This window comes from Wolbachia endosymbiont of Leptopilina clavipes (assembly GCF_006334525.1).
Taxonomy (GTDB): domain Bacteria; phylum Pseudomonadota; class Alphaproteobacteria; order Rickettsiales; family Anaplasmataceae; genus Wolbachia.
This window is the reverse complement of the sequence record NZ_QJHA01000026.1, coordinates 15,534-40,347: the sequence shown is the minus strand read 5'-3', so window position 1 is coordinate 40,347 and position 24,814 is coordinate 15,534. Positions and strand designations below refer to the sequence as shown.

Sequence of the window (24,814 nt, the reverse complement as noted above, 5' to 3'; positions counted from 1 at the left end):
ATGAATAAACTAGTTTGTGTACTGTGGGTACTTTTGCCACACGAGATTACTATAGAGAACATTTTGCAGATTGCGATTTGTCTGATAGCCACAAAAAGTCGAAGTCTTGCTCAGCTTTTACTAACTTCTTTGTACGTGTTGCACATCACAATTCTGTTGCTGAAGGTTTAGCAGCTTCTTACCCGTGCTTTTGTATATATCAAATAGTTGTACGTCATATTGCGAAAGGTAAAACTGTTGCTGATAACAAATATCAAAAATGGATAGATTTTTTTAACTCTGATGCAGCAAATACCATGATTGATGATGTAACTAACATTATGAACAGTCTATATAAAAAATCCAATGATAATGAGCAAAGGAATATGTTAGAATTCTTTCGTAGTGGGATGCAGCTTGAAATGGAATTTTGGAATGAGATATATTATAATGCAGGTCGCGACTTAGAATCTAATATAGAGTTACTCGTGTCAGAACCTTGATTTTGAGTGTTTTGCATGTTTAGTAATATAATTAAGAATTGCTATGGATCAAATCTTTTAAGAGATTTAACTAATCATCCTTTTAATGTTGAGTTGATGGAAGGTACTTTAAATATAGAGAACTTTAAATTCTATATCCAGCAAGACACGTTGTTTTTAGACGATTACATTCGTACCATATTGATTATTGCGTCCAGAATAGAAGATTGTAGTAATGTAATTCCACTTGCCAAAGTAGCGCAAGGGTCAATAGCTGTTAATAAGTTCTTGTGTGATCACTACTTTACTATATACGGTGTGAGACGCGGAAAAAAATCTCCTGTATGTTTTAATTTTACCAATTTTCTTTTATCTGTCTCATATAGTGATATCTATGAAACTGTAACAGTTTTATATTCTTGCATGTTTATATACAAAACTGTTACTGATAGTATGAAAAGTGGGTTCAAGGAAAATAACAGGTATAAGGATTGGTTTGATTTTTATAGTGGTAGTTTAATGGAGTATGGGTGCACTACTTTAGAACATATTGTTGATGAGTATTGCCAAAAAGTAGGAGAAAAAGAAAGAAGTAGAATGCTTGAGTTATTTAGGATAAGCGCACAATTTGAGTTAGATTTTTGGAATAGCGCATATAATTTTTCAGAATTTGATCGAGATTTTAAGAAATATTGACAATTTTAAGCTAATTTGTATGCTTGGTACGTATTTTTGAAGATGATATGAAAAGTAAAGGACATGATTTTCATTTAGTAGACCCAAGTCCCTGGCCAATTGCTATATCAGTAGCAATTCTTGTTCTTGCACTTGGGTTAGTTGGTGTATTTCATAAACAAACTTCTGGAATATTTGGTTTAGTTTTAGGAATCTCTGCAGTATCAGGTGTACTGTTTTATTGGTGGAGAGATGTAATAAGAGAAGCAATTTATGATAAATGCCATACTGCCATTGTAAAACATGGACTCAAGCTTGCAATGTACTTATTTATCCTCTCGGAAGTTGTGTTTTTTATAGCGTTCTTTTGTTCATTCTTTAAAGCCTGGCTTGATCCGGTTTTTTTATTTGAAGCGTTTTCTCCTACAAAAAAAGTTGAATGGCCCCCTGAAGGGATTTTACCACCGGATCCGTGGTCGTTACCATTTATGAATACACTAATATTATTGCTTTCTGGTACAACAATTACTTCAGCACATCATTTTTTACTTGAAAATGATAAAAAAAGCATGATTAAAATGCTGTCTATAACTATATTGCTTGGGATGTTCTTTATAATAGTGCAAGCAATTGAGTATTATGAAGCAAGTTTTTCTCTACAAGAAGCGGGAGAGAAACTTATCTATACATCCAACTTTTACATGATTACTGGTTTTCATTGTGTGCATGTTATAATAGGTATAATATTTTTGTCAGTATGTTTATTTAGAGCTCGAAAAGATCAATTTACACCTCAAGATCACTTATGCTTTGAGTTTGCTTCTTGGTATTGGCACTTTGTCGATCTAGTCTGGATATTTTTATTTCTGTTTATTTATTGGTTAAGCCTTTATTAAGTGATTAAAATAATAGGCCTAGATCCAGGGATGAGTAAGACTGGTTGGGCCATTATTAGACTGGAAGAAAAGAATAATATTAAATTTTTAGGTGGCGGTACCATATCAACTGATGGTAAATTGGGTGTAGGTGAACGTCTACATATAATTTTTGAACAATTAAAGAAAGTAATTTTCCTATACTCTCCAAATGAAGCTGCTGTGGAAAAAATTTTTATTAATAAGAATCCAAAATCTTCGCTAACTTTAGGATATGCAAGAGCAATTGCAATTTTAATATTACGAATGACGGATTTACCCATGAATGAATATGATGCAAACTATATAAAAAAGAGCATTACTGGAAATGGTCATGCTGATAAGGGTCAGATTATATTTATGGTCAAGCAAATAGTTAAAAGCTCAAATATAAAATGTCACCATACTGCTGATGCTCTTGCTACAGCAATTTGTCATGCTTATACGAGAAATTTTTGTTTTATTGAGTAGTTTTACATGAATTCAGTTTAAAAAACTATTTGATGGCGTTTATCTTATCTAATGTTTGTTGTAGAATAATACATGCAGCAATTTTATCATCTATTTTTTTTGATTTTGTGATTGATATTCCAGTAATTTTTAGTGCGTGAGTTGCAAGAGATGTTGATAGACTTTCGTCTTGTAGGTATATGTGTACTTTGCATTTTTTTATTATTTTATTTGCAAACTGGATTATTACTTTGCACCATTCGGTCTCTTGTTCATCTATTGTGAATGGTAGTCCTATTACCATTGATCCAGCTTCATTTTCTTTAAGCACTCTATTTAGATAACCTAAATCTTTGCTCATATTTCTTCTATAATATATACTATGAGCTGTAGCTATAAGCTGTGTTTTATCACTAAATGCTATGCCTATTTGTTTTTCTCCCATATCAAGGCACATTATACGTTTATCTCTTGGAATAGACTTTAGAAATTCATCTGGATTTCTATGTAGCATCTATGAAAACATAACTTTTGTACAATTGTATTTTTGTGACAGTAAGTTATGTACAGTCTACTGGCATGATAGACATTCATCATAATTAATATCTGTTTTTTGTTGCAATATTTCACTTTTTTTGAATATGTCATGTGAGACCTTGTCAGCTCTCTGCATTGATTGTGATCTGCAATAATACAAGCTTTTTAATCCTTTTTTCCAAGCAAGCATATGTATTTTGTGTAAGTAACGTTTATGCACATTGGCAGGTAAGAACAGATTTACTGATTGAGATTGACAAATATAAGGAGTTCTATCACTTGCATGTTCTATGATCCATTGTTGATCAAGTTCGTATGCTGTTTTAAATGTCAGTTTTTCATGCTTGCTAAGAAAATCTAAATGCTGAACAGAACCCTCATTTGTTGAAATTGAGGACCATGTTTCATCATTGTCTTGATTTTTTTCTGCTAGTAGTTTTTGCAAGAATTTATTTCGTACTACAAATGAACCTGTAAGTGTCTTCTGTATAAATACGTTTGCTGCATACGGCTCTATTCCAGGAGAAGTGTTGCCTGCGATAATCGAAATTGAGGCAGTTGGAGCAATAGCGAGCTTATGTGTAAACCTTTCCATTAGATCGATTTCTTTAGCGTCAAGACATGGCCCTTTTTCTTCTGCTAATTTTTTAGAAACTACATCTGCTTGCTCGCGCAAATGCTTAAATACTTTTTTATTCCATTGTTGGGCTGTTACTGATTCAAAAGGAACCATTTTACTTTGTAAAAATGAATGAAAACCCATCACGCCAAGACCGATACTACGCTCTCTTATTGCGGAATATTTTGCTCGCTGTATTTCATTTGGTGCTTGGTTTATGAAATCCTCTAATACATTATCAAGAAAACGCATTATATCTTCTATGAAAAGCTCATTATCTTTCCATTCTTCGTAGTATTCAAGATTTACGGATGATAAACAACATACAGCAGTGCGCGACTTGTTCAGGTGATCGTAACCTGTAGTTAAAGTTATTTCACTGCATAGGTTTGACATTTTGATATCTAAATTGAGCTTTTTGTAAGGTTCTGGTTTATTGTTATTTGTTGCATTAAGAAAGATAATATAAGGTTCTCCAGTTTCAATTCTTGCTGTTAATATTTTAATCCATATATCCCGTGCTTTTACTGTTGAAATAACTTTATTGTTATGAGGGCTTATTAAATCCCATTCTTGATCATCTTCAACAGCTTGCATAAACTTATCTGTTACTATTACAGCATGATGTATATTTAATGCTTTGCGATTTGGGTCACCACCAGTTGGCTTACGTAAATCTAGAAACTCTTCTATTTCTGGATGCCATACAGGAAGATAAACTGCTGAGCTTCCTCTTCTTAAGGATCCTTGGCTGATTGCAAGCGTCAGAGCGTTTTGTACTACGATAAATGGCACAATTCCTGATGTTTTACCGCTACCTTTGACACTTTCACCAATTGAACGTAAATTTCCCCAATAACTACCTATTCCACCACCACGTGCAGCGAGCCAAACATTTTCATTCCATAGATCAACTATTCCCTTCAAGCTATCTTCAGTTTCATTAAGAAAGCAGGAAATAGGCAATCCTCTTTTGGTACCGCCGTTACTAAGTATTGGTGTTGAAGGCATGAACCACAAGTTGCTCATGTAATCATAAAGACGTTGTGCATGTTTTCTATCATCAGAATAGTAATTAGCAATACGTATAAAGAGATCTTGATAACTTTCATTTTCTATTAAATACCTATCCAATAGAACTGCTTTTCCAAAATCGGTTAATTTACTATCTTTTGCGTAATTAATAGTAATGTAATTCATAAGGCTCCTTTTATGATAATATAGAAATTTATTTGAGCGATTTCTCGATTAAGTTGTTGAATTTGTTTGTGGATGTTGTAATGCAAATAAGATACCATCAACCTGACTGCCATATATTTTACAGTAACTCATTTGACTTATTTGCATATTTGTTTCTTTTGCAACATGCTGAATATAATCTTCTGAATGACGAAAATAATCTCCTTTGTTTACAAAGTCAATACCTTTACCTTCCTTTCTTCTTACTAAACATACAATAACCCCTTTTTTGTTTGTCAATCCTTTTGCTAGTTCCAATTCTGCTAGAAAATCATGTAGATAGTGTAGCACTTCAGCAAAGATAATTACATCATACTGCTGGTTCTTCTCTTGTTTAAGAAACTCTTTCATTTCTGTATGTATTAACTCATCGTAAACAGGTTTACCTTTTATAAGGCATCCTCTTGCAATATTGAGCATTCTATTTGAGATGTCAATTCCTGTTATGCGACTTCTAATATTACTTATTTTTAGGAAGTGACCACATATTCCAGTACCGCAACCAAGGTCGAGTATATTCAGTTTAGAAGTGGAGTTGTTAAAGACTTTTGTAATTATCATGTGTACTAGTTCATGCCCTCTGTATTGTTTGGCAATTAGCCAATGCTCAACAAAATATTCACCTGTGTAATCAAAATATTGTTTTATGAGATTTTCAGGCAATTCTACGATATCTGATGTGTTTGTTATTTTTTTTAAGTAGTAAGAAGCTTCTTTGTGACTACTATCTAATTTTAGTGTCTTTGTTAAATAATTATAAGCTTTATTAGTATTTCCTACTGCAAAATGACATCTTCCAATATTATAACAGACTAGAGGTAAATTGGGGTAGAATATGCTAATTAACAAAAATCTTAACTTTGCATCTGATATATTACCTTTATAGAAGTGATATAACCCGATTTCAATGTTGGTATTTAACAGGTTTTTAGATTTTTCAAGAAACACTACAATTTCTTTATGGAGAGTATTATATTTATCCATAATGAAATTTTTTACTTTTTTAATATTTAATAAGCCAGTGAGCTTAGATATACAATTTAAAGCAAAGTTTTTTATAAAAGATAGATTACTTTTCATACATTAGAAATACTCCAAATGTTCATTTTCATTTTTAGGTAACTAATTTTAACACATTTTATCTTACAAAATATCTTTTTCATTAATTTTTCTGTACATATCAATTTGTCGAATATTTCTCAGATTGTACTGTTTAAGATTGCTGGTATATTGTTGTTGATAATAATAGGTAAATGTTTTGTGTAAAAAGGCGTTGACATATGATTTATCAGATTGTAACATATAAAAGATTAGTTTTTAGATGTTTGAAAAGTTTTATGGTAGAGATTATTTAATCTCAATTCAATTGTAAGTTAATATTTAACTCTGCATATTCTACATATAGTCAGATAAATAAATTATTAAGAGCACTTGATGGATGCCTTGGCGTTAAGAGGCGATGAAGGACGTGGCAGGCTGCGATAAGCTGTGGGAAATTGTCAACAAATTTTGATCCGCAGATTTCCGAATGGGGAAACCCAACTAGCTTAGCTAGTTATTATATACTAAGTATATAAAGCAAACTTGGTGAACTGAAATATCTAAGTAGCCAAAGGAAAAGAAATCAACCGAGATTCTGTTAGTAGTGACGAGCGAAAGCGGAAAAGGCTAGTGATTTAAAAATAAGAATTAGAATACTCTGGAAATGGTAACCATAGAAGGTGATAGTCCTGTATAAATAGAAAGTTTTTAAATCCTTGAGTAGAGCGGGGCACGTGAAATCCTGTTTGAATATGGGGGGACCATCCTCCAAGCCTAAATACTCCTTAACGACCGATAGTGAACAAGTACCGTGAGGGAAAGGTGAAAAGAACCCCGGGAGGGGAGTGAAATAGAATCTGAAATCAAGTGCTTACAAACAGTTGGAGCTCTATATCAATTTATTGATATTTAGAGTGACAGCGTACCTTTTGCATAATGGGTCAGCGAGTTAATCTATGAAGCAAGCTTAAGCCGGTAGGTGTAGGCGTAGCGAAAGCAAGTCTGAATAGGGCGTTTAGTTTTATGGATTAGACCCGAAACCAAGTGATCTAGTCATGACCAGATTGAAGGTATGGTAAAACATACTGAAGGATCGAACCAGTTAATGTTGCAACATTATTGGATGAGTTGTGATTAGGGGTGAAAGGCCAATCAAACTTGGAAATAGCTGGTTCTCCGCGAAATCTATTTAGGTAGAGCGTTGTATGTATGTTGTTGGGGGTAGAGCACTGGATAGACTAGGGGGATTCATCATCTTACCAAATCTAACCAAACTCCGAATACCAACAATTAATTATACAGCAGACACACTACGGGTGCTAAGTCCGTGGTGGAAAGGGAAACAGCCCAGATCACTATCTAAGGTCCCAAAATTACAGCTAAGTGGGGAAGGAAGTGGAAAAACCATTACAGCTAGGAGGTTGGCTTGGAAGCAGCCATCCTTTAAAGAAAGCGTAACAGCTCACTTGTCTAAATAAGTTTTTCTGCACCGAAAATGTACCGGGGCTAAAGCTGTATACCGAAGATGTGGGTGCTTATTAATTTCGATTAATAGGCGCGGTAGCGGAGCGTTCCGTAAGTCTGTGAAGGCGGTTTGTGAAAACTGCTGGAGATATCGGAAGTGAGAATGCTGACATAAGTAGCGTAAAAGAGTGTGAAAAACACTCTCACCAAAAATCTAAGGGTTCCTACGTTAAGTTAATCTGCGTAGGGTTAGTCGGTTCCTAAGGCGAGTCCGTAAAGGAGTAGTCGATGGCAATTAGGTTAATATTCCTAAACCTCTTAAGTGTGACGGGTTTTGTATTTGTATAGGTCTTATTGGATTGATCTATGCTTAAAAGAAGCTCCAGGAAATAGCACTTATATTTATGAGGCCGTACCGTAAACCGACACTGGTGGATGAGTAGAGTATACTAAGGTGTTGAAAGAATGATGTTGAAGGAACTCGGCAAATTATACCTGTAACTTCGGAAGAAGGGTAACCTGCTTTTAGGCAACTATGGGTAGGTGGCACAAAATAGGGAGTAGCGACTGTTTACTAAAAACACAGGACTCTGCAAACACGTAAGTGGAAGTATAGGGTCTGACGCCTGCCCGGTGCTGGAAGGTTAATAGGAGGGGTGCAAGCTCTGAATTGAAGCCCCAGTAAACGGCGGCCGTAACACTGACGGTCCTAAGGTAGCGAAATTCCTTGTCGGGTAAGTTCCGACCCGCACGAATGGCGTAACGATTTCTCCACTGTCTCCAACATCACTTCAGCGAAATTGAATTCCCCGTGCAGATGCGGGGTACCCGCGGTTAGACGAAGAGACCCCGTGCACCTTTACTATAGCTTTACATTGCTATTAAAAGTGTGATGTGCAGGATAGGTGGGAGACTTTGAAGTTATGGCGCTAGCTATAATGGAGTCAACCTTGAGATACCACCCTTTACACTTTTGATATCTAACTATGTTTCATTATCTGGAACTAGGACATTGTATGGTGGGTAGTTTGACTGGGGCGGTCGCCTCCTAAAAAGTAACGGAGGCGTGCGAAGGTAAGCTAGAGCTGGTCGGAAATCAGCTTGATAGTACAATGGCATAAGCTTGCCTGACTGCGAGGCTGACAAGCCAAGCAGAGACGAAAGTCGGTCATAGTGATCCGGTGATTCTGTATGGAAGGGTCATCGCTCAACGGATAAAAGGTACGCCGGGGATAACAGGCTGATGGTGTTCGAGAGTTCATATCGACGACACCGTTTGGCACCTCGATGTCGACTCATCACATCCTGGGGCTGGAGAAGGTCCCAAGGGTTCGGCTGTTCGCCGATTAAAGTGTTACGTGAGTTGGGTTTAGAACGTCGTGAGACAGTTCGGTTTCTATCTGCCGTGGGTGAAGGAAATTTGAGAAGATCTGACTCTAGTACGAGAGGACCGAGATGGATATACCTCTGGTGTACCAGCTGTTATGCCAATAGCATCGCTGGGTAGCTATGTATAGATGGGATAATTGCTGAAAGCATATAAGCAAGAAACCCTCTTCAAAAAGATTTCCCAATTAAGGCCGTGGAAGACTACCACGTTGATAGGCTAGGTGTGGAAGCATGGTAACATGTGAAGCTAACTAGTACTAATAGCCTGATTGATTTATTTCCTTTCTATATGTGTATATGCAGTGTTAAATATTAAATTGAAATTTGTTAAGTCAGAAATTTTTATTGACTTGGTGACTATAGCAAAAATGAACCACCCGATCTCATTTCGAACTCGGAAGTGAAACTTTTTAGCGCCGATGATACTTAAAAAGGGAAAGTAGGTCGTTGCCAAGTTTATAAAAATTTCTTTTTATTTATATCTGTTCAGTAGAGCGATGAAACAAGGTAAACATAGAGTAGCTGTGAGGTAATATAACTGATCTTTTAGAATTTTGCGAAAACTTTAAAATAAAAGTAGAAAATTTAAAAGTAGAATTTGTCACCTATTTGCAAATGAGGAGGAGAGATAGCAACATTTAACAAATCATCAAACAATTGATCTTCCGAAAATCAAACTTTATATAATTGAATATTAATTAGGTTGTTGGAGATGAGGAGAAAGAAGAAGTAGCAAACTACCAAAAAGCAGATACATTTGGTCCAATAGTTAGGTGATAATTGTAGCACTCAGTGGATTTTATAAAAATTCAAAACGTGAAAATTATAAGTGATGTTTTTAATGTGAATTGAAAGCGTATCAAATAGTGAATATAGAATTCCCTCAAAATGCAAAAAGGTGTATGAGCAAATCGAATAAGAAAAGTGAGGTTTTGCGCATCAACGTGTTATAATAAAGGTAAACTTGGTTAGTGCTGAAGCAATACTGCAAGTTTTAAAGGGAAAGAAGATTTAAAAGACAGTGTATGTTGCAATTGTAATAGTCGCTGACAGGTACTTTGAAACATAGCTGGACTATTGAAGTTAAAATTCTGGGCTGTTACTTAAAAAACGCATCCACTGAATTATTTATGCTAAAAAAAGCTTTATTAAAAAATGAAACAGAAGTGTAAGAAAGTTGCAAAACGTATAAGGTATTACTTGAAGCTACCTATCTGAAGCAACTGGAGCTTTTCAAGTTGCGAAAAATATTTTAAAATCTGAAAGAATGATGTGAAATTTTTTAAGTAAACCAGAAAGTATTCCACTATCGCGCTGAACAGCAAATTAGGCATTATATCATTTACTGTAAAAGCTCATATTTTACGTAATCAGAGCTAGGAATTTGAAAGGATAATTTCATTATACTTAACATGGAAACAAAGAGAACTATACAATCCCCTGCCTATCGTTTCTTGAACCACTCCCTTGAACGGGTACTTTTACTTTTATCAAACTATTCCCTTATTGTAATAAGTTGCTTCTATATTTAAATTTAGCAACTTCCCTCTAGGATTATCCTTATTTTGTTCTAAGTATTGGCTTTGTTCAAATGCCATTCCCCATTGTGTACGATAGCTAGACTTTCTATATTCATAAAAACTCTCTTCAGCATTATTTGTATCGAGCTTTTTATCTTCTTTTCTTATACTCTCTACCATCAAGCACCCACATCTATTAATTTATTTTAAAAAGTTTATTTATCTTATCATAAAAAATATATCTGTAAATACTTTAGTGAAAATTTCTTCTTATTTTATCTTTCTTTAAGCAAATATTGAGGTCTTTTTGTAAATTTTTATAGCCTGCTTGCATAATGTTTTTATGGGTTAGTATTATGTAATAGTATCCTACATTACTTATATTAGAAATGCTAACTTTAGCTAGCATTCGTAATTGCCTTTTTATTTTATTTCTTTTTGCTGCTTTTCCGACTTTTTTACTGATAGCCAGACCTACTCTAATAACATGAATATACTTTTCAGGTTCTCTTTCTTTTATAGCATATAGTGATATATATACCCCCCGATAAAAAAGACTGTCAGGTGCTAATCTGTTTTTAAAAGCAAAGGAAAACTCTTTTTTTTTATGCTTACTATGCGCATAATTTATTACACCCTAATGAGCGACGCTTATTAAGAATTTTTCTTCCAGCTTTTGTTGACATACGTGAACGAAATCCATGTTTGTGCTTTTTTTTTAAATTTTTTGGTTGAAATGTTCTTTTCATTGTTTTTATATTAATATAACTATTTATTTTAAATTATTTTTCTCTATTGTCAAATAATGGTCAACTTCTATGGCATTCTTGTTGAATAAAATTTGATATATGGAAAAATGAATTTAATTATAGGCGTACCTGTTTTACTAATCCTTTTATTTTGTTTGAGTAAGTTTCAAGCAGTAAGTAAAGTTAAGTCTTATATATATTTGAGTTGTATGTGGATGCTACCTTGTTTGTTAGCATTCTATGATGGTTATTTTATAACTTCTATTTCTATAGCGTTACTTTTTTTTATGCTGATTTTTATCTTTAAAGGTAAAAGAAATAAGATGGTAAAATTTTTGTTATTTATGGCTTTAGCAATATCACTTTTTATCACTTTATTTATAATGCTATCTATTTTTGTTCAGTCCATTTCTTTTTTTAATAAAGTAGCTATTTCAGAATTCTTATTTTGCTTAAAATGGAAGTATAATGTAGCTATTATTGGTGAAGGAGAGGTGGGGTGTTTTGGTATAGCGCCACTTTTAGTGGGGACATTACTTATAACTATTGTAGCAATGTTAGTTGCGGTGCCGCTTGGTTTATTTTCTGCAATATATATTAGTGAGTATGCGAGTGAAAAAGTGCGTTATGTTATTAATACAGCCTTACAGGTTTTGTCTGCTATTCCTACTGTTGTATATGGATACTTCTCAGTTGTATTTTTGTCTTTTTTTATAAAGCAGGTAGCGAATTTTTTTAATCTAAGTATACACTCAGAAAGTGCTTTGATTGCTGGTTTATCGATTGGAATAATGATTCTTCCTTTTATTATTTCTTTGCTTGAAGATGCTATAAGATCTGTTCCAAAAAGTTTACGTTATGGTTTTATGGCGCTTGGTGCAACACCAGCGGAAACTATATGGCATATAACAATACCTTATGCAATGCCTACAATTTTAAGTGCAGTTTTATTATCAATTTCAAGGGTGATAGGTGAAACAATGATTGTACTAATGGCTGTGGGAATCAATGCAAATTTGACCTTTAATCCTCTCAATTCAGTTACTACTATCACTGTACAAATTGCTACATTACTTACCGGAGATCAGGATTTCAATAGTGTGCAAACTCTTGCTGCTTATGCGCTTAGTTTGGTGCTGTTTGTTATTACTTGGCTATTGAATGCATTTGCACTATTTATAATGAAACGTAACTAGTAAGTGTTTTAATATTGCAAAATTTCTGTTAATAATATAAGATTTATTTTTTAGAAGTTCTTTTATAGAATTATAGTGTTAGGTGATGAAAGAGATGAATATAGGTAGAACGGTTAAGATAACTCAAGTAGTTGTTGATCTAAAATTTGAAGGCGAGTTACCTAAGATATTTAATGCTTTGAAAAGCAAACTAAAATGTAAGGGCAAGGAGCTAGTTTTAGAGGTTTCACAGCATATGGGTGACAATATAGTTCGTTGCATTGCTATGGATAGCACAGATGGTATGTCAAGAGGTGATGAGTTTGTTGATACAGGTGCACCAATATCAGTTCCGGTTGGGCGCTCAACTTTAGGAAGGATTTTTAATGTTGTAGGAGAGCTTATAGATGAGTGTGGTCCTTTAAAAGGAAAGTATAATTTAGAACCTATACATAGATCACCTCCAAGTTTTACCGAGCAGAAGATACAGGAAGAGGTTTTAGTTACAGGAATAAAGGTTATAGATCTTCTTGCTCCTTATCTTAAAGGAGGAAAAATTGGCTTATTTGGTGGAGCTGGTGTTGGTAAAACAGTTCTGATAATGGAGCTGATTAACAACATAGCAAAAGCTCATAAAGGATTTTCTGTGTTTGCTGGAGTAGGAGAGAGAACGCGTGAAGGTAATGATCTTTATAACGAGATGATTACTTCGAATGTAATAGATATAAATGAGCACGAAAAATCTCAAGCCGTTTTGGTTTATGGTCAAATGAATGAACCTCCTGGAGCAAGGGCTAGGATTGCTTTAACAGCACTAACTATGGCGGAGCATTTTCGTGATCATGAAGATCAAGATGTTCTATTTTTTGTAGATAATATCTTCCGTTTTACTCAAGCTGGCTCTGAAATTTCTGCTTTGCTTGGAAGAATACCGTCGGCTGTTGGTTATCAGCCAACTCTTGCGACTGATATGGGCGCTATGCAAGAGAGAATAGCCTCAACTACTGCTGGTTCTATTACTTCTGTACAGGCTATATATGTTCCTGCAGACGATTTGACCGATCCAGCTCCAGCAACGACATTCTCTCATCTTGATGCAACCACAGTGTTGTCAAGGCAGATAGCTGAAATGGGTATATATCCTGCTGTTGATCCACTTGACTCAACTTCTCAGTCTTTATCTGCTGAAATCATTGGTGAAGAGCATTATAATGTGGCTTCTGAAGTGAAACGTATATTGCAAACTTATAAGTCGCTGCAAGATATTATCGCAATACTTGGTATGGATGAACTATCTGATGAAGATAAAATTATTGTTGATAGAGCTCGTAAAATTCAGAAGTTTCTTTCTCAACCTTTTCATGTTGCGGAGGTATTTACTGGCATGTCTGGCAAATTTGTTTCACTTTCTGATACTATTTCTAGTTTTAAAGGAATTATTGAAGGTAAATATGATCACCTGCCAGAAGCTGCTTTTTATATGGTGGGAAGTATAAGTGAAGCAATAGAAAAGGCTGAATCAATAAAAGCTGAAGTTGGAGCCGGACATTAAAGATTATGAACACTTTTAAGGTGCAATTTTTTTCTCCTGATAATCGAATTTCATTCGATGAAGTGGTTTCGCTTTCAGTGAATGGGCTTGAAGGAGAGCTAGTGATTTTAGCTTACCATTCTCCTTACTTAATTTATTTATTGCCTGGTATAATTACTGTTCAAATGAGTAACCAGACAAAGGAAAAAGTTGTAATTGATAATGGTATATTAGAGGTTGCAAATAATAATTGTAGCATTATAACGAATCAAATTCAGGTTTTTGATCATTTGACTCATGATGAGGAATCATTAAAAAATAAGAGAGTTGGTATATATTTAAGTTATCTTGATGTCAAATCTCTTTAGGGGCTCTTTTTGTGTTCAAGAAATGAGTTTACTCTTGTCATTCCCACTTCAAGTAGCTGACACACAACTGTACGAACATTATGGTTCAGGGAAGATGTCATTCCAGTATCTTCCTTCTTGTCATCCCAGTGCGTGACACTGGGATCCAGATATAAAAAGTATTTGCAAATTATGCAGTAAACAATAGTTCTTAAGGACATATGTCAAAAACAATGTCCAAAAACTAGATCCCAGTGTCACGCACTGGCATGACATTGTTTATTATGTGCCGTATTGCAATGTTCGTACAGCTATGTGTTACACTACTCGGATGACAAGAGGGGCTACTTGAATAAAGAAGCCGCTGGTTTCATGTGCATCTTTAAACATTTCCACGCTGACTTTGGCTACACACCTTTAAGGGACTGCTGGTTAAGTCTAGAAGTGAATTACAGTGATCGCTATGAAATGCGCTATCAAGGCTTAAAGACCTAGATTTTTTTTCTGAATCATCAATTTTCTCTGTAAGCTGGTAAAACATTTTTGAATTATTATCAAAAACTTCCTTTTTATTAACAAGTACTTGATCAACTACTGGACTTAACAGTTCTACTTGGCTATTTAAGTATTGCACTGTACCTTTTAGCTCTTTTCTTTCTCCAGTTATTCTTTCAATTTCCAGAGCTTTATTTCCAATTATTTCTGTCAAGTGCTCATTACATTCTTCCAATTCTTTAATCTTTGTCAGTAATTGATTCTCTTTTGTTTCTTCTCTCTTCTGCGACAACTGTTGCTTATACTTCTTAATTTGCTCATCTTTAAGCTCTACCTTGTTCTTTAACTCTTCATATTCCTGCTTTAGCTGATCTACCTCTTGTTTATAAGATTTCAGATTTGTGTTGTGCTCATCATATGAGAGTAGAATTGTACATTTTAAATCCTGTATATTTTTCCAATTTTCATTTAATATATCTTCTGTTTCCTCTTCCGCTTTTTTAAACTGTTTCAATTTATTTTCCAGTTCTTTATTTTTTGTATTAGCAATTGTTAACTTTTTCTCTAGATCTTTCTTTCCTTCATGTGCACTTTCAAGTTCTTGTATTTTCTCTTGCAGCTCTGTTGATATATTTTCTAGCTTCTCATCTTTTTGTGTTAGTCCAATTTGCAATTTTACGTTTTTTTGCTTTTCTTCTTCAAGTTTATTCTGTAAATCACTATTGCACTTCTCTAATTCTTCAATTTCTTGTTTAGCCTCCATGAGTTCCTGTTCTGATTTTTTTTGCTTTATTATGCAATTACTTAACAGCTGGTCTAATTCCTCTTGCAATTTTCTTACCTCACTTGTCAACTCTTCTTTTTCTGCATTAGCAACTTCCAGCTTTTTCTTCAGGTCTTTCTTTTCTTCATATGCACCTTCAAGTTCTTGCGCTCTTTCTTGCAGCTCTGTTGACATATTTGCTAGCTTTTCATTTTTTTGTGTTAGTTCAGCTTGCAATTTTGCATTTTTTTGCTTTTCTTCTCCAAGTTCATTCTGTAAATCACTATTATGCTTTTCAAATTCTTGCTTGGCCTCTTCGAGCCTATGATGTAAATTGTTCCTCAGTTCATTTAATTCTCTAATTTCTTGCTCAGCTTTTGTAAGCTTTTGATCTAGTTGTTGTGAATTAACTTCTGTTTGAGTTGCAATTGCCTGAGTTGCAATCTGCTGTGGATTAACCTCTGATACATTGTTGCTAGTGAAAGAAAGAATAGGATTGCTTTTAGCATCATTTTCAAGATCTTTCATCTTTTCGTCTTGATTGATTACGATATGTTCGTTATTTTGCAGATTACTAACAGCCGGTGCAATGTTAGCATTTTTGTTCTTTTTCAATAATGCTTTTACAGCGTCATGTAGAGAGAGACCTTGAATATATAATTCTTCACTTTGTCTTATTAATTCCAAAAACTCCTCAGGTGGCGATTCAAAATCTTTACCATTAAACTGTAGTACTTTAGTTATACCAGAATTACTTACATTCATAACCATAGCACAGGTAAAAGTTTTCCCATCCTTGTCCTGCACAGGCCAAGTGCTTGTCATTTCATAATATGCACCCTCTTTAAATTCATAATGTCTTTCCTTACCTTTTCGGTAAGCGTATATGTCATGCTTTTTATCGCAATAGATATTCAATGTGCTAATATCCCTTTCTTGCTGTAAGATATCACTAATTCTTATTGGCTCACTTCTATTGTAATTAATAAGATTAATGTTTAACACTTTATCAGAATTGTTAGTTTTTACATAAAAAGCTCGAAGGTCTATGTCTTTGTCTCTAAAATACTTACTTACAGCTTTTTTTGCCTGATTTGCTAATTCTATAAAGTTTTTTTTAAAGCTCTTGTTGAAAGATAGATCTATATATGCTTGCTTAAAATTTTCATCATTTGTTAAATCCATGAGCAAGTCATAAACCTCCCATTTTTTCTGACAATGTTCTTCTAAAACAGTAATGCTATTTTTTCTTTTCAGCTCTGCTAATATGTTTTTTAATGTCGGGAAATTTGTTGACATAGTATACCCCTTATTATTATTGTTCTGATAATATATTTACTTTAGGAGTGATTAACTCCTTTTATATTAACCTTTTTGTTTATTGTTCCTCACTACCTATTTGTGTTACTATACTAATAGTAGCACTAAGTTTTAGGCTATGCAAGAATTTCTATTGAACGTAAAGCTAGTAAACTTCAGAAATTGGTTATGCTAATTTTGTTAATAAAATGCAACCAATTAAGGAAAGCGCTATACTGTGTCTCAGTGCAATATTTTCTTTCCTAACGGACTGAAAATTGAGTTGAGTTAAAAATCCGATTTTATTTAATACTTTTCAAAGATGACAATATTTTGTAAAAATAGGTTTTTAATAGGACAATAATATGGAAATTTTTCTTGATAGTGTTGATTTGAATGAAATTAAGGAGCTAAAAGAGTTCATTGATGGTATAACAACTAATCCTTCTTTAATAGCAAAATCTGGACATAAAGATAAGTACGAAGATTTAGTAAGCGAAATATGTTCTATTATAAAAGGACCTGTTAGTGTTGAAGTTGTTGCAGATAGCCATGAAGATATGGTTAAGGAAGGCCTTAAGTTAGCGAAAATCGCTAGTAATATCGTAGTAAAGTTACCTCTTACACATGAAGGATTAATTTCTTGTAAAAAGTTGTGGACAGAACATAAAATACCTGCTAATATCACATTATGTTTTTCTCCTGGACAAGCACTGTTTGCCGCTAAGGCCGGTGCTTGTTTTATTTCTCCCTTTGTTGGTCGCCTTGATGATATAAGCTATGATGGCTTATCGCTAATAGAAGATATATGCACTATATATTCTAATTATAATTTTAAGACAAAAGTTCTTGTTGCATCAGTAAGAAGTCCAGCACATGTAATAGAAGCTGCACGGCTCGGTGCTCATTCAATTACTGTGCCAGCAAAAATACTTAGACAGTTAATTAATCATCCACTTACTGATCAAGGGCTCGCAATATTTGAAAAAGACTGGGGCGTAAAACAATAAATGACATTGCTAAAAAAGACATAAAAACACAATAATTTATATAAAAAGGACATAGGTACCATCTGTCCTTTAAAGACATGTAGGTCAATGATATGCGTAATTCAGTGTTTTAAACATGATAGTCCTCCACTAATAAAAAAGATTGAGAAAAATGTATACAGCTACGACCGAAGTATAGCTAAAATATATTTTAACTGAAGATTATAAATTAATTGAATTGAAAAGTCTGCAGACGAAGATAGATTCCGAGCTCTAGAACACCTTCACTGTGCATGGTAACAAAACTATTAGAGTTTGTCAAGTAATTTTTTATCGTAATTTTACAAACTTGCCATGCCAGTAATTATATCCAGTTAAATTTGTAAAGTAATACAGTGTTTTCGATAGTTATAAAAAAGCTGGATTTCAGTACTGGAGTAACATTTTGGAAATTGGGATGAAAAGAGGGAAAGTACTGGTTTGAAATTAAGTTTTCTGGATTCCAGTGCTGGAATGACAAGAGAGGAGCTCCAGGTACAGCTGTTACCTATAGAATGGCAGTACTAGAATGATAACAAACTGAATGACATATTTATCTCTATACAGATGTACATCACGCACCGATTTCCATTCAAGGTAATGTCATTCCAGCATTGGAATCCAGTTAGATTTGCGAGTATAAAAGTAATACAACATTTTTGATGATGGAAGCCATTACTAGGATAACAAGAAAGGAAGTGCTGATTTCAGTGTTTATATGTTAGCCATGCATCTAAAAATTTATAAACAAAAGATTACACTTCACAACTTTGTGATGGAATAAGTTTTTCAATGCTGTTGACGCAAAACTCAGTTGTATTATTAGCTATTTCATCGAATTTATCATTTATATCCTTACCTATTTTTTCATCTTTAATATATTCATACAGAGCTAAAATAGCTATAGTTGAACATATTGCGATGAAATCAACTTTTGCTGTAATAAGTAATGATATCCCACCTGCAAGTATGGACACTGCTCCAATAGCTAGGTTTATAATTTTATTTTGTGTTGATTGATTCTCTTTATCCTCTAAAACGTTTGATATTGCTTTTGAGGCAATTTTTATTGCTATTGCTGTAGTTGAGATTATAACAAACATCATAGCTACTTTTGCTAAGAGAAAAATTGATGGTAGCATTATTACAAGAAACAGTGAAGCACCTCCTATAAATAACCATTTCTCATTTATTTTTTTAGACTGATCTGTATTATTAGGCATTGCAACCCTCCACTTTCATTAACAGTTTATTCATATAATATGAAACATGCGATAGTCAAGATGTTTTTGTGTGGAGAAGCTTGCGATTGAGTTTTGAAGAGCTTTAGCTTTACAAGATGGTAGATTTGGTGATTATCGTAAGATTCTTGCAGTCATCTTAGTGGGAAGAATTTGTAAAATATGAAAAAATAACCGCCAGAAAATTGGAAACGCTATAACTTTCTTTCCTTTAAATATACTTTTAAAATATATGCTGCAGCTTTTTCTGGCTCCCATATGAAGGGAAGTGGTTTATTAGACTTAAACATATCTGTTTTTACTGGCCCTGGCATTATGATGATAAACTTTGTGCTACTGTTAGCATATTGGTTTTAGTGATTGAAAACAACTTTTTAGTGCTGCTTTGCTGGCACAGTATGCAGAAGCATGTGGTGTTGCATGCATAGCAACAAGAGAAGATATAACCGCAAAAGTTGCCAAGGAATTATGATGAATCCATTCTTCAATCCAGTTGATAACGCCAAAATAATTGGTTTCAAATGTTTTTCTATGAATGTTGGTATGAAACTTATCTTCTATTTCGCCACATCCTGCATTAAGAAAAAAGAGATTTGGTATAATATTTTGCTTTTTTAAAAAATCAGACGAGTTTTTAATATTTTCACTTTTGCTTACATCACATGTTATAGGTAAAAAATTACTACCTAATTCTTCTTTTAATTTTTCCAGTTTTTCAGTGCGCCTTGCAATGCCAACCACAAACCATCCATCTTTAATGAGCAACCGTGCTAGACTTTCTCCAATGCCAGATGATGCTCCTGTAATGAGACAAGTTTTTCTATCCATGTGAATTTACATAACGTGAAGTATGAATGTAATGACTATTGCCTATTCACACAAGTTAAGTTTGCTATAATTTTGCTAAATAATAAAAAAAAGAAAGCTACTTATAATTTTGAATTTTATATAAACTTAAAGGGAAGTTTAGTATTTGCTTACTTGTAATTTAAAATTCTTATATAATATTTTAAATGAGTTGAGAGAATTAAATGCAGGATGCAGCTTTAGTTTTACAAGATGGCAAGTGCTTTTTAGGAAAATCGGTAGGTAAAAGAGGCAAATGTATAGGTGAAGTTTGTTTTACCACTGGTATGACAGGTTATCAGCATACTATAACCGATCCTTCTTTTGCTGATCAAATAATAGCGTTCACTTTTCCTCATATTGGTAATGTTGGAATAAATCACAAAGATAATGAAGGAGAAAAAGTTTTTGCAAGTGGTGTGGTTATGCGTGAACTTTCTCCTATGTCTCACTCTTCTTCATATATTAGTTTAAATGATTGGTTGGAGAAAAATAATGTAGTTGGGATATCGGGAATTGATACTAGAGCTTTGACGAGATATTTGAGAAAACATGGATCTCAAAATGGAATGATATGTCCGTCAAGTGAGGCGTATATATTAGATGAATTGAAGAAATACAAATCTGTAAATGGAATAGAAATAACTAAGAAAGTCAGTTTAAGTAATAACTTTCAAAGCGCTCTTAATGCAAAATATAGGATTGTAATTGTTGATTTCGGTATAAAAAATAGTATAATCTCACGCTTAGTAGAGCTTGATTGTACGGTTGAATTAGTCAAACCAGATACAGGTTTTGCTCACAAAATATTAAGCATGAATCCAGATGGTATAGTGCTTTCAAATGGCCCTGGTGATCCACAAGAGATAGGAGAGAGTGTAATTTCAGAAATAGAAATTATTGTGAAATCTAAAATACCAGTTTTTGGCATATGCCTGGGCCATCAATTACTTGCAGTTACTTTGGGAGCAAAGACTGTCAAGATGGATATTGGTCATCGAGGGAGTAATCATCCAGTTTATGATCTGGAGAGTAAAAAAGTTGAGATAACTAGCCAAAATCATGGTTTTGTTGTTGATTCAGCTTCTCTTCCAAGTAACGTTGAAGTTACTCATATTTCTCTATTTGATAATAGTGTAGAGGGGATAATGATGAAGGATTACCCAGTCTTTTCTACTCAATACCATCCAGAAGAAGCGCCAGGTACGCATGATTCACATTATTTATTTGGGCGTTTTATTGACAATATTTTGTTATATAAAAGTAAAATCTAACTGATTTCAGTTAGATTAGCTTTTATTACTTGATCTTTTGGATTTGGATGTTTAATATTAGGAATAATAAAACTTAAGTTAAGGTAGTGTTCTCTTAACAGATTTTTGTGGAGGAGTGACCGAGTGGTTAAAGGTAACAGACTGTAAATCTGTCCGCATTGCGTACGTAGGTTCGAATCCTACCTCCTCCATTGTGCGGGTATAGCTCAATGGTAGAGCTCTAGCCTTCCAAGCTAGTGACGTGGGTTCGATTCCCACTATCCGCTCTTTTTTTGTTGTATTTATATAAAATCAACATATTATTTATTGATGTATTTGTATTTTAGGTAGAAGAGTTAAGATTATGACAGCGATAGTAGAAGCATTTGGAAAGCCGCATGTAAACGTGGGAACGATAGGACATGTGGATCATGGGAAGACAACGTTAACAGCGGCGATAACAAAGCATTATGGTAATTTTGTAGCATATGATCAAATAGATAAAGCGCCAGAAGAAAGAAAGAGAGGTATAACAATAGCAACAGCACATGTTGAATATCAAACAGAAAAGAGACACTATGCACACGTTGATTGCCCTGGACATGCTGATTATGTAAAGAATATGATAGTAGGTGCAGCACAGATGGATGCAGCGATATTGGTAGTGTCGGGGGTTGATGGGCCGATGCCACAAACGAGAGAGCATATATTGCTGGCAAAACAGGTGGGTGTTGGATATATCGTGGTATATATAAATAAAGCTGATGTTGCTGATGCTGATATGATAGATTTGGTAGAAATGGAAGTGAGAGAGTTGCTGAGTAAGTATGGATTTCCAGGTGATGAAGTGCCTGTGATAGTTGGGTCTGCGTTAAAAGCATTAGAGGATGATAGTAGTGAGTATGGAAAGAAATCAATAGATAAATTGATGGAGAAGTTAGATGAGTATGTGGCAGTACCTCCAAGGCCTGTAGATTTGCCGTTTTTGTTGCCAATAGAAGATGTATTTTCAATATCGGGCCGAGGGACGGTAGTAACAGGAAGAATAGAGAAGGGGGAGATAAAGGCAGGGGATGAGATAGAGATAATAGGTCTGAAAGCGACGCAAAAGACGATATGTACTGGTGTTGAGATGTTTAAGAAGTTGCTAGATAAGGGAAGTGCAGGACTCAATGTAGGAATACTACTAAGAGGAACAAAGAGAGAAGAAGTGGAGAGAGGGCAAGTATTGGCAAAACCAGGGACAATAACCCCGCATAAGAAATTTAATGCGGAGGTGTATATATTGAAGAAAGAAGAAGGAGGAAGGCATACACCATTTTTTGGAAATTATCAGCCACAGTTTTATTTAAGGACAACGGATGTAACTGGGAGCATAAAATTGCTAGATGGAAAGGAGATGGTAATGCCAGGGGACAATGTAAGTATAGAAGTGGAGTTGCAAGTACCAATAGCAATGGATAAAGGATTACGTTTTGCGATAAGAGAAGGTGGTAGAACTGTTGGTTCTGGCGTTGTTTCGGAAATTTTAGAGTAAACTTTGAATTATAGGAGTGTAGCTCAATTGGTAGAGCGCTGGTCTCCAAAACCAGAGGTTGTAGGTTCAATTCCTATCGCTCCTGCATTAATATTATGGTAGAAATGTTAAAAAACCTGTATGTTTTTTTTTGCGATATAAAGCAAGAAATAAGGAGAATTGCTTGGATAAAAAAACAGCAGGTATTGTCATCTTTGTTTATTGTAATAACTGTTATATTATGCTTTTCGATTTTCTTTTGCTTCGTAGATTTTATGTCTCTTTACGTCATTAAGACTTTATTTGGAATTATTTATGGAATATAAGTATAAATGGTATATCATTAAAGTCGATTACGGGTATGAGAAGGATATATGCGAGTTGGCAACCAATACTGTTTACTTTAAGGAGGTGTTTATTCCTTATCAGACAGTATGTGATGTAAAATCTGATATAAAAGAGTTATGTGAAGTATATATATGTATGCATCTGTGTGATGAAAGCAAAAATATTTTGAATCAAATGACTGGGTTTTGTGGTGATGAGTCTGGTCATTTTGAGATGATTTCAGATGATGGGGTAATTTTAAAACGTAAGGAATTTAATAGATATAAGTGGTACATTTTAAGAGTTGCCTCTAATTATGAAGAGAAAGTGCGCCAATATATATTAGAAAATTCTATGAGATTGAATATTAATAATTATTTTAATAGGGTTTTTATTCCTTGTGAAGAATTAAGTGAGATGGATTTAAAATCTAAAAAAAATGCTAAACGAAGGAAGTCCTTTCCTGGTTATGTCTTTTTATACATGAATTTATGCGATGAGGTATTAAATTTTATTAATAATATACCAAAATCTCTTAAGGTTTATGGATTTTTGAAAAATGGTAATGTTCCAAAGGTGATTGAGGATAATGAGATTCGCTCAATGTGTAGTGCGCTTTACAATGCTCAAGAAACGAAAAAGTTGAGTTATGGTTATGAGAAAGGTGAAAAAGTAAAAATTAATGATGGTCTTTTTCAAAATTTTACTGGTAAGGTAGATATGGTAAATGATGAGAAAAAAATTATTAATATTGAAGTATCAATCTTAGGTAAGCCAACAATAATAGAGCTTGATTTGGCTCAAGTAGAGAAAATAGAGGATTAATTATGAGTAATGTAGTTGCTAAGATTAACTTGCTTATGGAAGCTGGAAAAGCAGTTCCAGGACCGAAAATTGCTTCAGTACTTGGCCCGCGTGGTATACCTGTTCCTAAATTTTGTGAAGCTTTTAATAAAGCTACTAGCGCTGCTAACGCTAGTTATAAAGTAGGTGATTTAGTAACAGTGAGAATTTCCATAAAGGATGATCGCTCTCATGATTTTACTGTCAGCGGTCCGCCTGTGGCTTATTTGCTTAAGCAGGAAGCTAAATTAAGTAAAGGTTCTGGTAATTCTGGTAAAGAATTAGTGGCTAAATTATCTATGTCTGCTATCATTAAAGTGGCAAAGTGTAAGATGGTTGATATGAAAGTGGATAATGAAGATTCAGCAGTGAAGATGGTTATAGGCACTGCAAAATCTATGGGTATAGAAGTTGTGGAAGGTTAGGTAAATGAGTACATATAATAATGATTTTAAGCAGTGTTTGGAGAAGATTGTTGAGTCTGCTTCAGCAAAATTTAATGAATCAGTTGATATCGCAGTCAATTTAGGTGTAGATTCACGTAAATCTGAAGAGCAGGTGCGTGGTACAGTAGTGTTGCCTAAAGGTATCGGGAAGAATATTAAAGTAGCTGTTTTTGCTCAAGATAAATATTTATTAGAAGCTGAAAAAGCTGGTGCTGATATTACAGGAGGGGAAGATTTAATTGAAGAGATAAAAAAAGGTAGAAAGTTGAATGTTGATTGGTGCATCACTACTCCTGATTTCATGGCAAAAATCACTCCTATTGCAAAAGTATTGGGTGCTAAAGGGCTGATGCCTAACCCTAAATTTGGTACTGTGACTTCTAATATTGCTGAAGCTACTAAAACCATTAAGTCTGGTCAAATAAAATTCAGGACGGATAAAAATGGGGTTATTCATGGTAAATTAGGAAGTATTAAATTTGATATTGATGATTTGCTGGAAAATTTAAAAGCCTTTCTTAAAGTAATTAGAGACAATAAACCTGCTTCTGTGAAAGGAGTTTACTTTAAAAGCGTTTTTTTAAATTCAACTATGGGTAAAGCTCATAAAATAAACAAAGTAGAAGATATAATTTAAGGGAGCAAA

The 24,814-nt window shown here is 34.1% G+C and carries 23 protein-coding genes, 3 tRNA genes, 2 rRNA genes and 1 pseudogene; 20 read left to right on the top strand and 9 right to left on the bottom strand.

The window, feature by feature from the left end:
• The first annotated feature begins 23 nt into the window (after positions 1-23).
• Genes OUY_RS02385 through ruvC form a run of 4 tightly spaced genes read left to right on the top strand, consistent with a single transcriptional unit; the run spans position 24 to position 2,521 of the window.
• Complete coding sequence (locus OUY_RS02385) at positions 24-482, top strand: thiaminase II/PqqC family protein (protein WP_246038623.1); 459 nt, start codon at positions 24-26, stop codon at positions 480-482.
• Positions 483-497: 15 nt separating this feature from the next.
• Complete coding sequence (locus tag OUY_RS02380; protein ID WP_139686591.1) at positions 498-1,157, top strand: TenA family protein; 660 nt, start codon at positions 498-500, stop codon at positions 1,155-1,157.
• A 47-nt stretch (positions 1,158-1,204) separates the two neighbouring features.
• A complete protein-coding gene (locus OUY_RS02375; protein ID WP_029237660.1) occupies positions 1,205-2,032 on the top strand; it encodes a cytochrome c oxidase subunit 3 in 828 nt (275 codons plus the stop codon).
• Positions 2,033-2,521 carry a crossover junction endodeoxyribonuclease RuvC gene (ruvC, locus tag OUY_RS02370; protein WP_010404586.1) on the top strand — a complete coding sequence of 163 codons (489 nt, stop codon included), beginning with the start codon at positions 2,033-2,035 and terminating at the stop codon, positions 2,519-2,521. It begins immediately after the preceding gene.
• Between the two features lie 25 nt (positions 2,522-2,546).
• Here ruvC and ruvX read toward each other — a convergent pair whose 3' ends face one another.
• From ruvX to OUY_RS02355, 3 genes are read right to left on the bottom strand one after another with little or no spacing between them, the layout of a single operon-like run.
• On the bottom strand, positions 2,547-3,014 hold the full coding sequence (gene ruvX, locus OUY_RS02365; RefSeq protein ID WP_010404588.1) for a Holliday junction resolvase RuvX: 468 nt from the start codon (positions 3,012-3,014) through the stop codon (positions 2,547-2,549).
• 57 nt (positions 3,015-3,071) lie between these two features.
• The gene (locus OUY_RS02360) at positions 3,072-4,856 is read right to left on the bottom strand and encodes a ribonucleoside-diphosphate reductase subunit alpha (protein ID WP_010404591.1); all 1,785 of its coding nucleotides are present in this window, start codon (positions 4,854-4,856) and stop codon (positions 3,072-3,074) included.
• 48 nt (positions 4,857-4,904) lie between these two features.
• A complete protein-coding gene (locus OUY_RS02355; RefSeq protein ID WP_139686590.1) occupies positions 4,905-5,975 on the bottom strand; it encodes a methyltransferase domain-containing protein in 1,071 nt (356 codons plus the stop codon).
• Between the two features lie 331 nt (positions 5,976-6,306).
• Between OUY_RS02355 and OUY_RS02350 the strand changes: the two genes are divergently transcribed.
• The 3 genes and pseudogenes from OUY_RS02350 to OUY_RS06810 form a co-directional block, all read left to right on the top strand.
• Positions 6,307-9,071: ribosomal RNA gene (locus tag OUY_RS02350) — 23S ribosomal RNA — on the top strand.
• A gap of 67 nt (positions 9,072-9,138) precedes the next feature.
• Positions 9,139-9,245: ribosomal RNA gene (gene rrf, locus OUY_RS02345) — 5S ribosomal RNA — on the top strand.
• A 191-nt stretch (positions 9,246-9,436) separates the two neighbouring features.
• A pseudogene (locus OUY_RS06810) lies at positions 9,437-10,247 on the top strand (IS66 family transposase); the annotation flags it as partial.
• 32 nt (positions 10,248-10,279) lie between these two features.
• Here the strand turns inward: OUY_RS06810 and OUY_RS02340 are convergent.
• The 3 genes from OUY_RS02340 to rpmH all read right to left on the bottom strand — a co-directional run bounded on the left by OUY_RS02340 (position 10,280) and on the right by rpmH (position 11,058).
• Positions 10,280-10,489: a hypothetical protein gene (locus OUY_RS02340; RefSeq protein ID WP_139686589.1), complete on the bottom strand. Its 210-nt coding sequence runs from the start codon at positions 10,487-10,489 to the stop codon at positions 10,280-10,282.
• Between the two features lie 73 nt (positions 10,490-10,562).
• Positions 10,563-10,940 (bottom strand): ribonuclease P protein component, encoded by a 378-nt coding sequence (rnpA, locus tag OUY_RS02335; protein WP_080589533.1) that lies wholly within the window; start codon positions 10,938-10,940, stop codon positions 10,563-10,565.
• On the bottom strand, positions 10,924-11,058 hold the full coding sequence (gene rpmH, locus OUY_RS02330; RefSeq protein ID WP_010404613.1) for a 50S ribosomal protein L34: 135 nt from the start codon (positions 11,056-11,058) through the stop codon (positions 10,924-10,926). The genes rnpA and rpmH overlap by 17 nt, the downstream gene beginning before the upstream one ends.
• A gap of 107 nt (positions 11,059-11,165) precedes the next feature.
• On the opposite strand from rpmH, the gene pstC reads away from it, so the two are divergent.
• From pstC to OUY_RS02315, 3 genes are all read left to right on the top strand, one after another.
• Positions 11,166-12,254 (top strand): phosphate ABC transporter permease subunit PstC, encoded by a 1,089-nt coding sequence (pstC, locus tag OUY_RS02325; RefSeq protein WP_139686588.1) that lies wholly within the window; start codon positions 11,166-11,168, stop codon positions 12,252-12,254.
• A gap of 94 nt (positions 12,255-12,348) precedes the next feature.
• On the top strand, positions 12,349-13,785 hold the full coding sequence (gene atpD / locus OUY_RS02320; protein WP_179949519.1) for a F0F1 ATP synthase subunit beta: 1,437 nt from the start codon (positions 12,349-12,351) through the stop codon (positions 13,783-13,785).
• Positions 13,786-13,790: 5 nt separating this feature from the next.
• Positions 13,791-14,132, top strand: a complete 342-nt coding sequence (locus tag OUY_RS02315) for a F0F1 ATP synthase subunit epsilon (RefSeq protein ID WP_010404622.1) — start codon at positions 13,791-13,793, stop codon at positions 14,130-14,132.
• A 361-nt stretch (positions 14,133-14,493) separates the two neighbouring features.
• On the opposite strand, the gene OUY_RS02310 is transcribed toward OUY_RS02315, so the two are convergent.
• On the bottom strand, positions 14,494-16,668 hold the full coding sequence (locus OUY_RS02310) for a coiled-coil domain-containing protein (protein WP_139686586.1): 2,175 nt from the start codon (positions 16,666-16,668) through the stop codon (positions 14,494-14,496).
• Between the two features lie 365 nt (positions 16,669-17,033).
• On the opposite strand from OUY_RS02310, the gene fsa reads away from it, so the two are divergent.
• Positions 17,034-17,678, top strand: a complete 645-nt coding sequence (gene fsa, locus OUY_RS02305; protein WP_007302527.1) for a fructose-6-phosphate aldolase — start codon at positions 17,034-17,036, stop codon at positions 17,676-17,678.
• 773 nt (positions 17,679-18,451) lie between these two features.
• On the opposite strand, the gene OUY_RS02300 is transcribed toward fsa, so the two are convergent.
• Positions 18,452-18,919 carry a hypothetical protein gene (locus OUY_RS02300; protein ID WP_139686585.1) on the bottom strand — a complete coding sequence of 156 codons (468 nt, stop codon included), beginning with the start codon at positions 18,917-18,919 and terminating at the stop codon, positions 18,452-18,454.
• Between the two features lie 357 nt (positions 18,920-19,276).
• The gene (locus OUY_RS02295) at positions 19,277-19,765 is read right to left on the bottom strand and encodes an SDR family NAD(P)-dependent oxidoreductase (protein WP_246038621.1); all 489 of its coding nucleotides are present in this window, start codon (positions 19,763-19,765) and stop codon (positions 19,277-19,279) included.
• Between the two features lie 203 nt (positions 19,766-19,968).
• Between OUY_RS02295 and carA the strand changes: the two genes are divergently transcribed.
• The 9 genes from carA to rplA all read left to right on the top strand — a co-directional run bounded on the left by carA (position 19,969) and on the right by rplA (position 24,805).
• Positions 19,969-21,057 carry a glutamine-hydrolyzing carbamoyl-phosphate synthase small subunit gene (gene carA, locus OUY_RS02290; RefSeq protein ID WP_139686584.1) on the top strand — a complete coding sequence of 363 codons (1,089 nt, stop codon included), beginning with the start codon at positions 19,969-19,971 and terminating at the stop codon, positions 21,055-21,057.
• Between the two features lie 109 nt (positions 21,058-21,166).
• Positions 21,167-21,248: transfer RNA gene (locus tag OUY_RS02285), tRNA-Tyr, on the top strand.
• Positions 21,249-21,252: 4 nt separating this feature from the next.
• Positions 21,253-21,323, top strand: a tRNA-Gly gene (locus OUY_RS02280).
• A gap of 77 nt (positions 21,324-21,400) precedes the next feature.
• Complete coding sequence (tuf, locus tag OUY_RS02275; protein ID WP_010406834.1) at positions 21,401-22,573, top strand: elongation factor Tu; 1,173 nt, start codon at positions 21,401-21,403, stop codon at positions 22,571-22,573.
• 12 nt (positions 22,574-22,585) lie between these two features.
• Positions 22,586-22,658, top strand: a tRNA-Trp gene (locus tag OUY_RS02270).
• A 10-nt stretch (positions 22,659-22,668) separates the two neighbouring features.
• The gene (gene secE, locus OUY_RS02265; RefSeq protein ID WP_012481857.1) at positions 22,669-22,878 is read left to right on the top strand and encodes a preprotein translocase subunit SecE; all 210 of its coding nucleotides are present in this window, start codon (positions 22,669-22,671) and stop codon (positions 22,876-22,878) included.
• Positions 22,868-23,704 (top strand): transcription termination/antitermination protein NusG, encoded by an 837-nt coding sequence (gene nusG / locus OUY_RS02260; protein WP_139686583.1) that lies wholly within the window; start codon positions 22,868-22,870, stop codon positions 23,702-23,704. Before secE ends, nusG begins: the two co-directional genes overlap by 11 nt.
• A 2-nt stretch (positions 23,705-23,706) precedes the next feature.
• Complete coding sequence (locus OUY_RS02255; protein ID WP_010406829.1) at positions 23,707-24,147, top strand: 50S ribosomal protein L11; 441 nt, start codon at positions 23,707-23,709, stop codon at positions 24,145-24,147.
• A gap of 4 nt (positions 24,148-24,151) precedes the next feature.
• Positions 24,152-24,805 carry a 50S ribosomal protein L1 gene (gene rplA / locus OUY_RS02250; RefSeq protein ID WP_139686582.1) on the top strand — a complete coding sequence of 218 codons (654 nt, stop codon included), beginning with the start codon at positions 24,152-24,154 and terminating at the stop codon, positions 24,803-24,805.
• Positions 24,806-24,814: the final 9 nt, after the last annotated feature.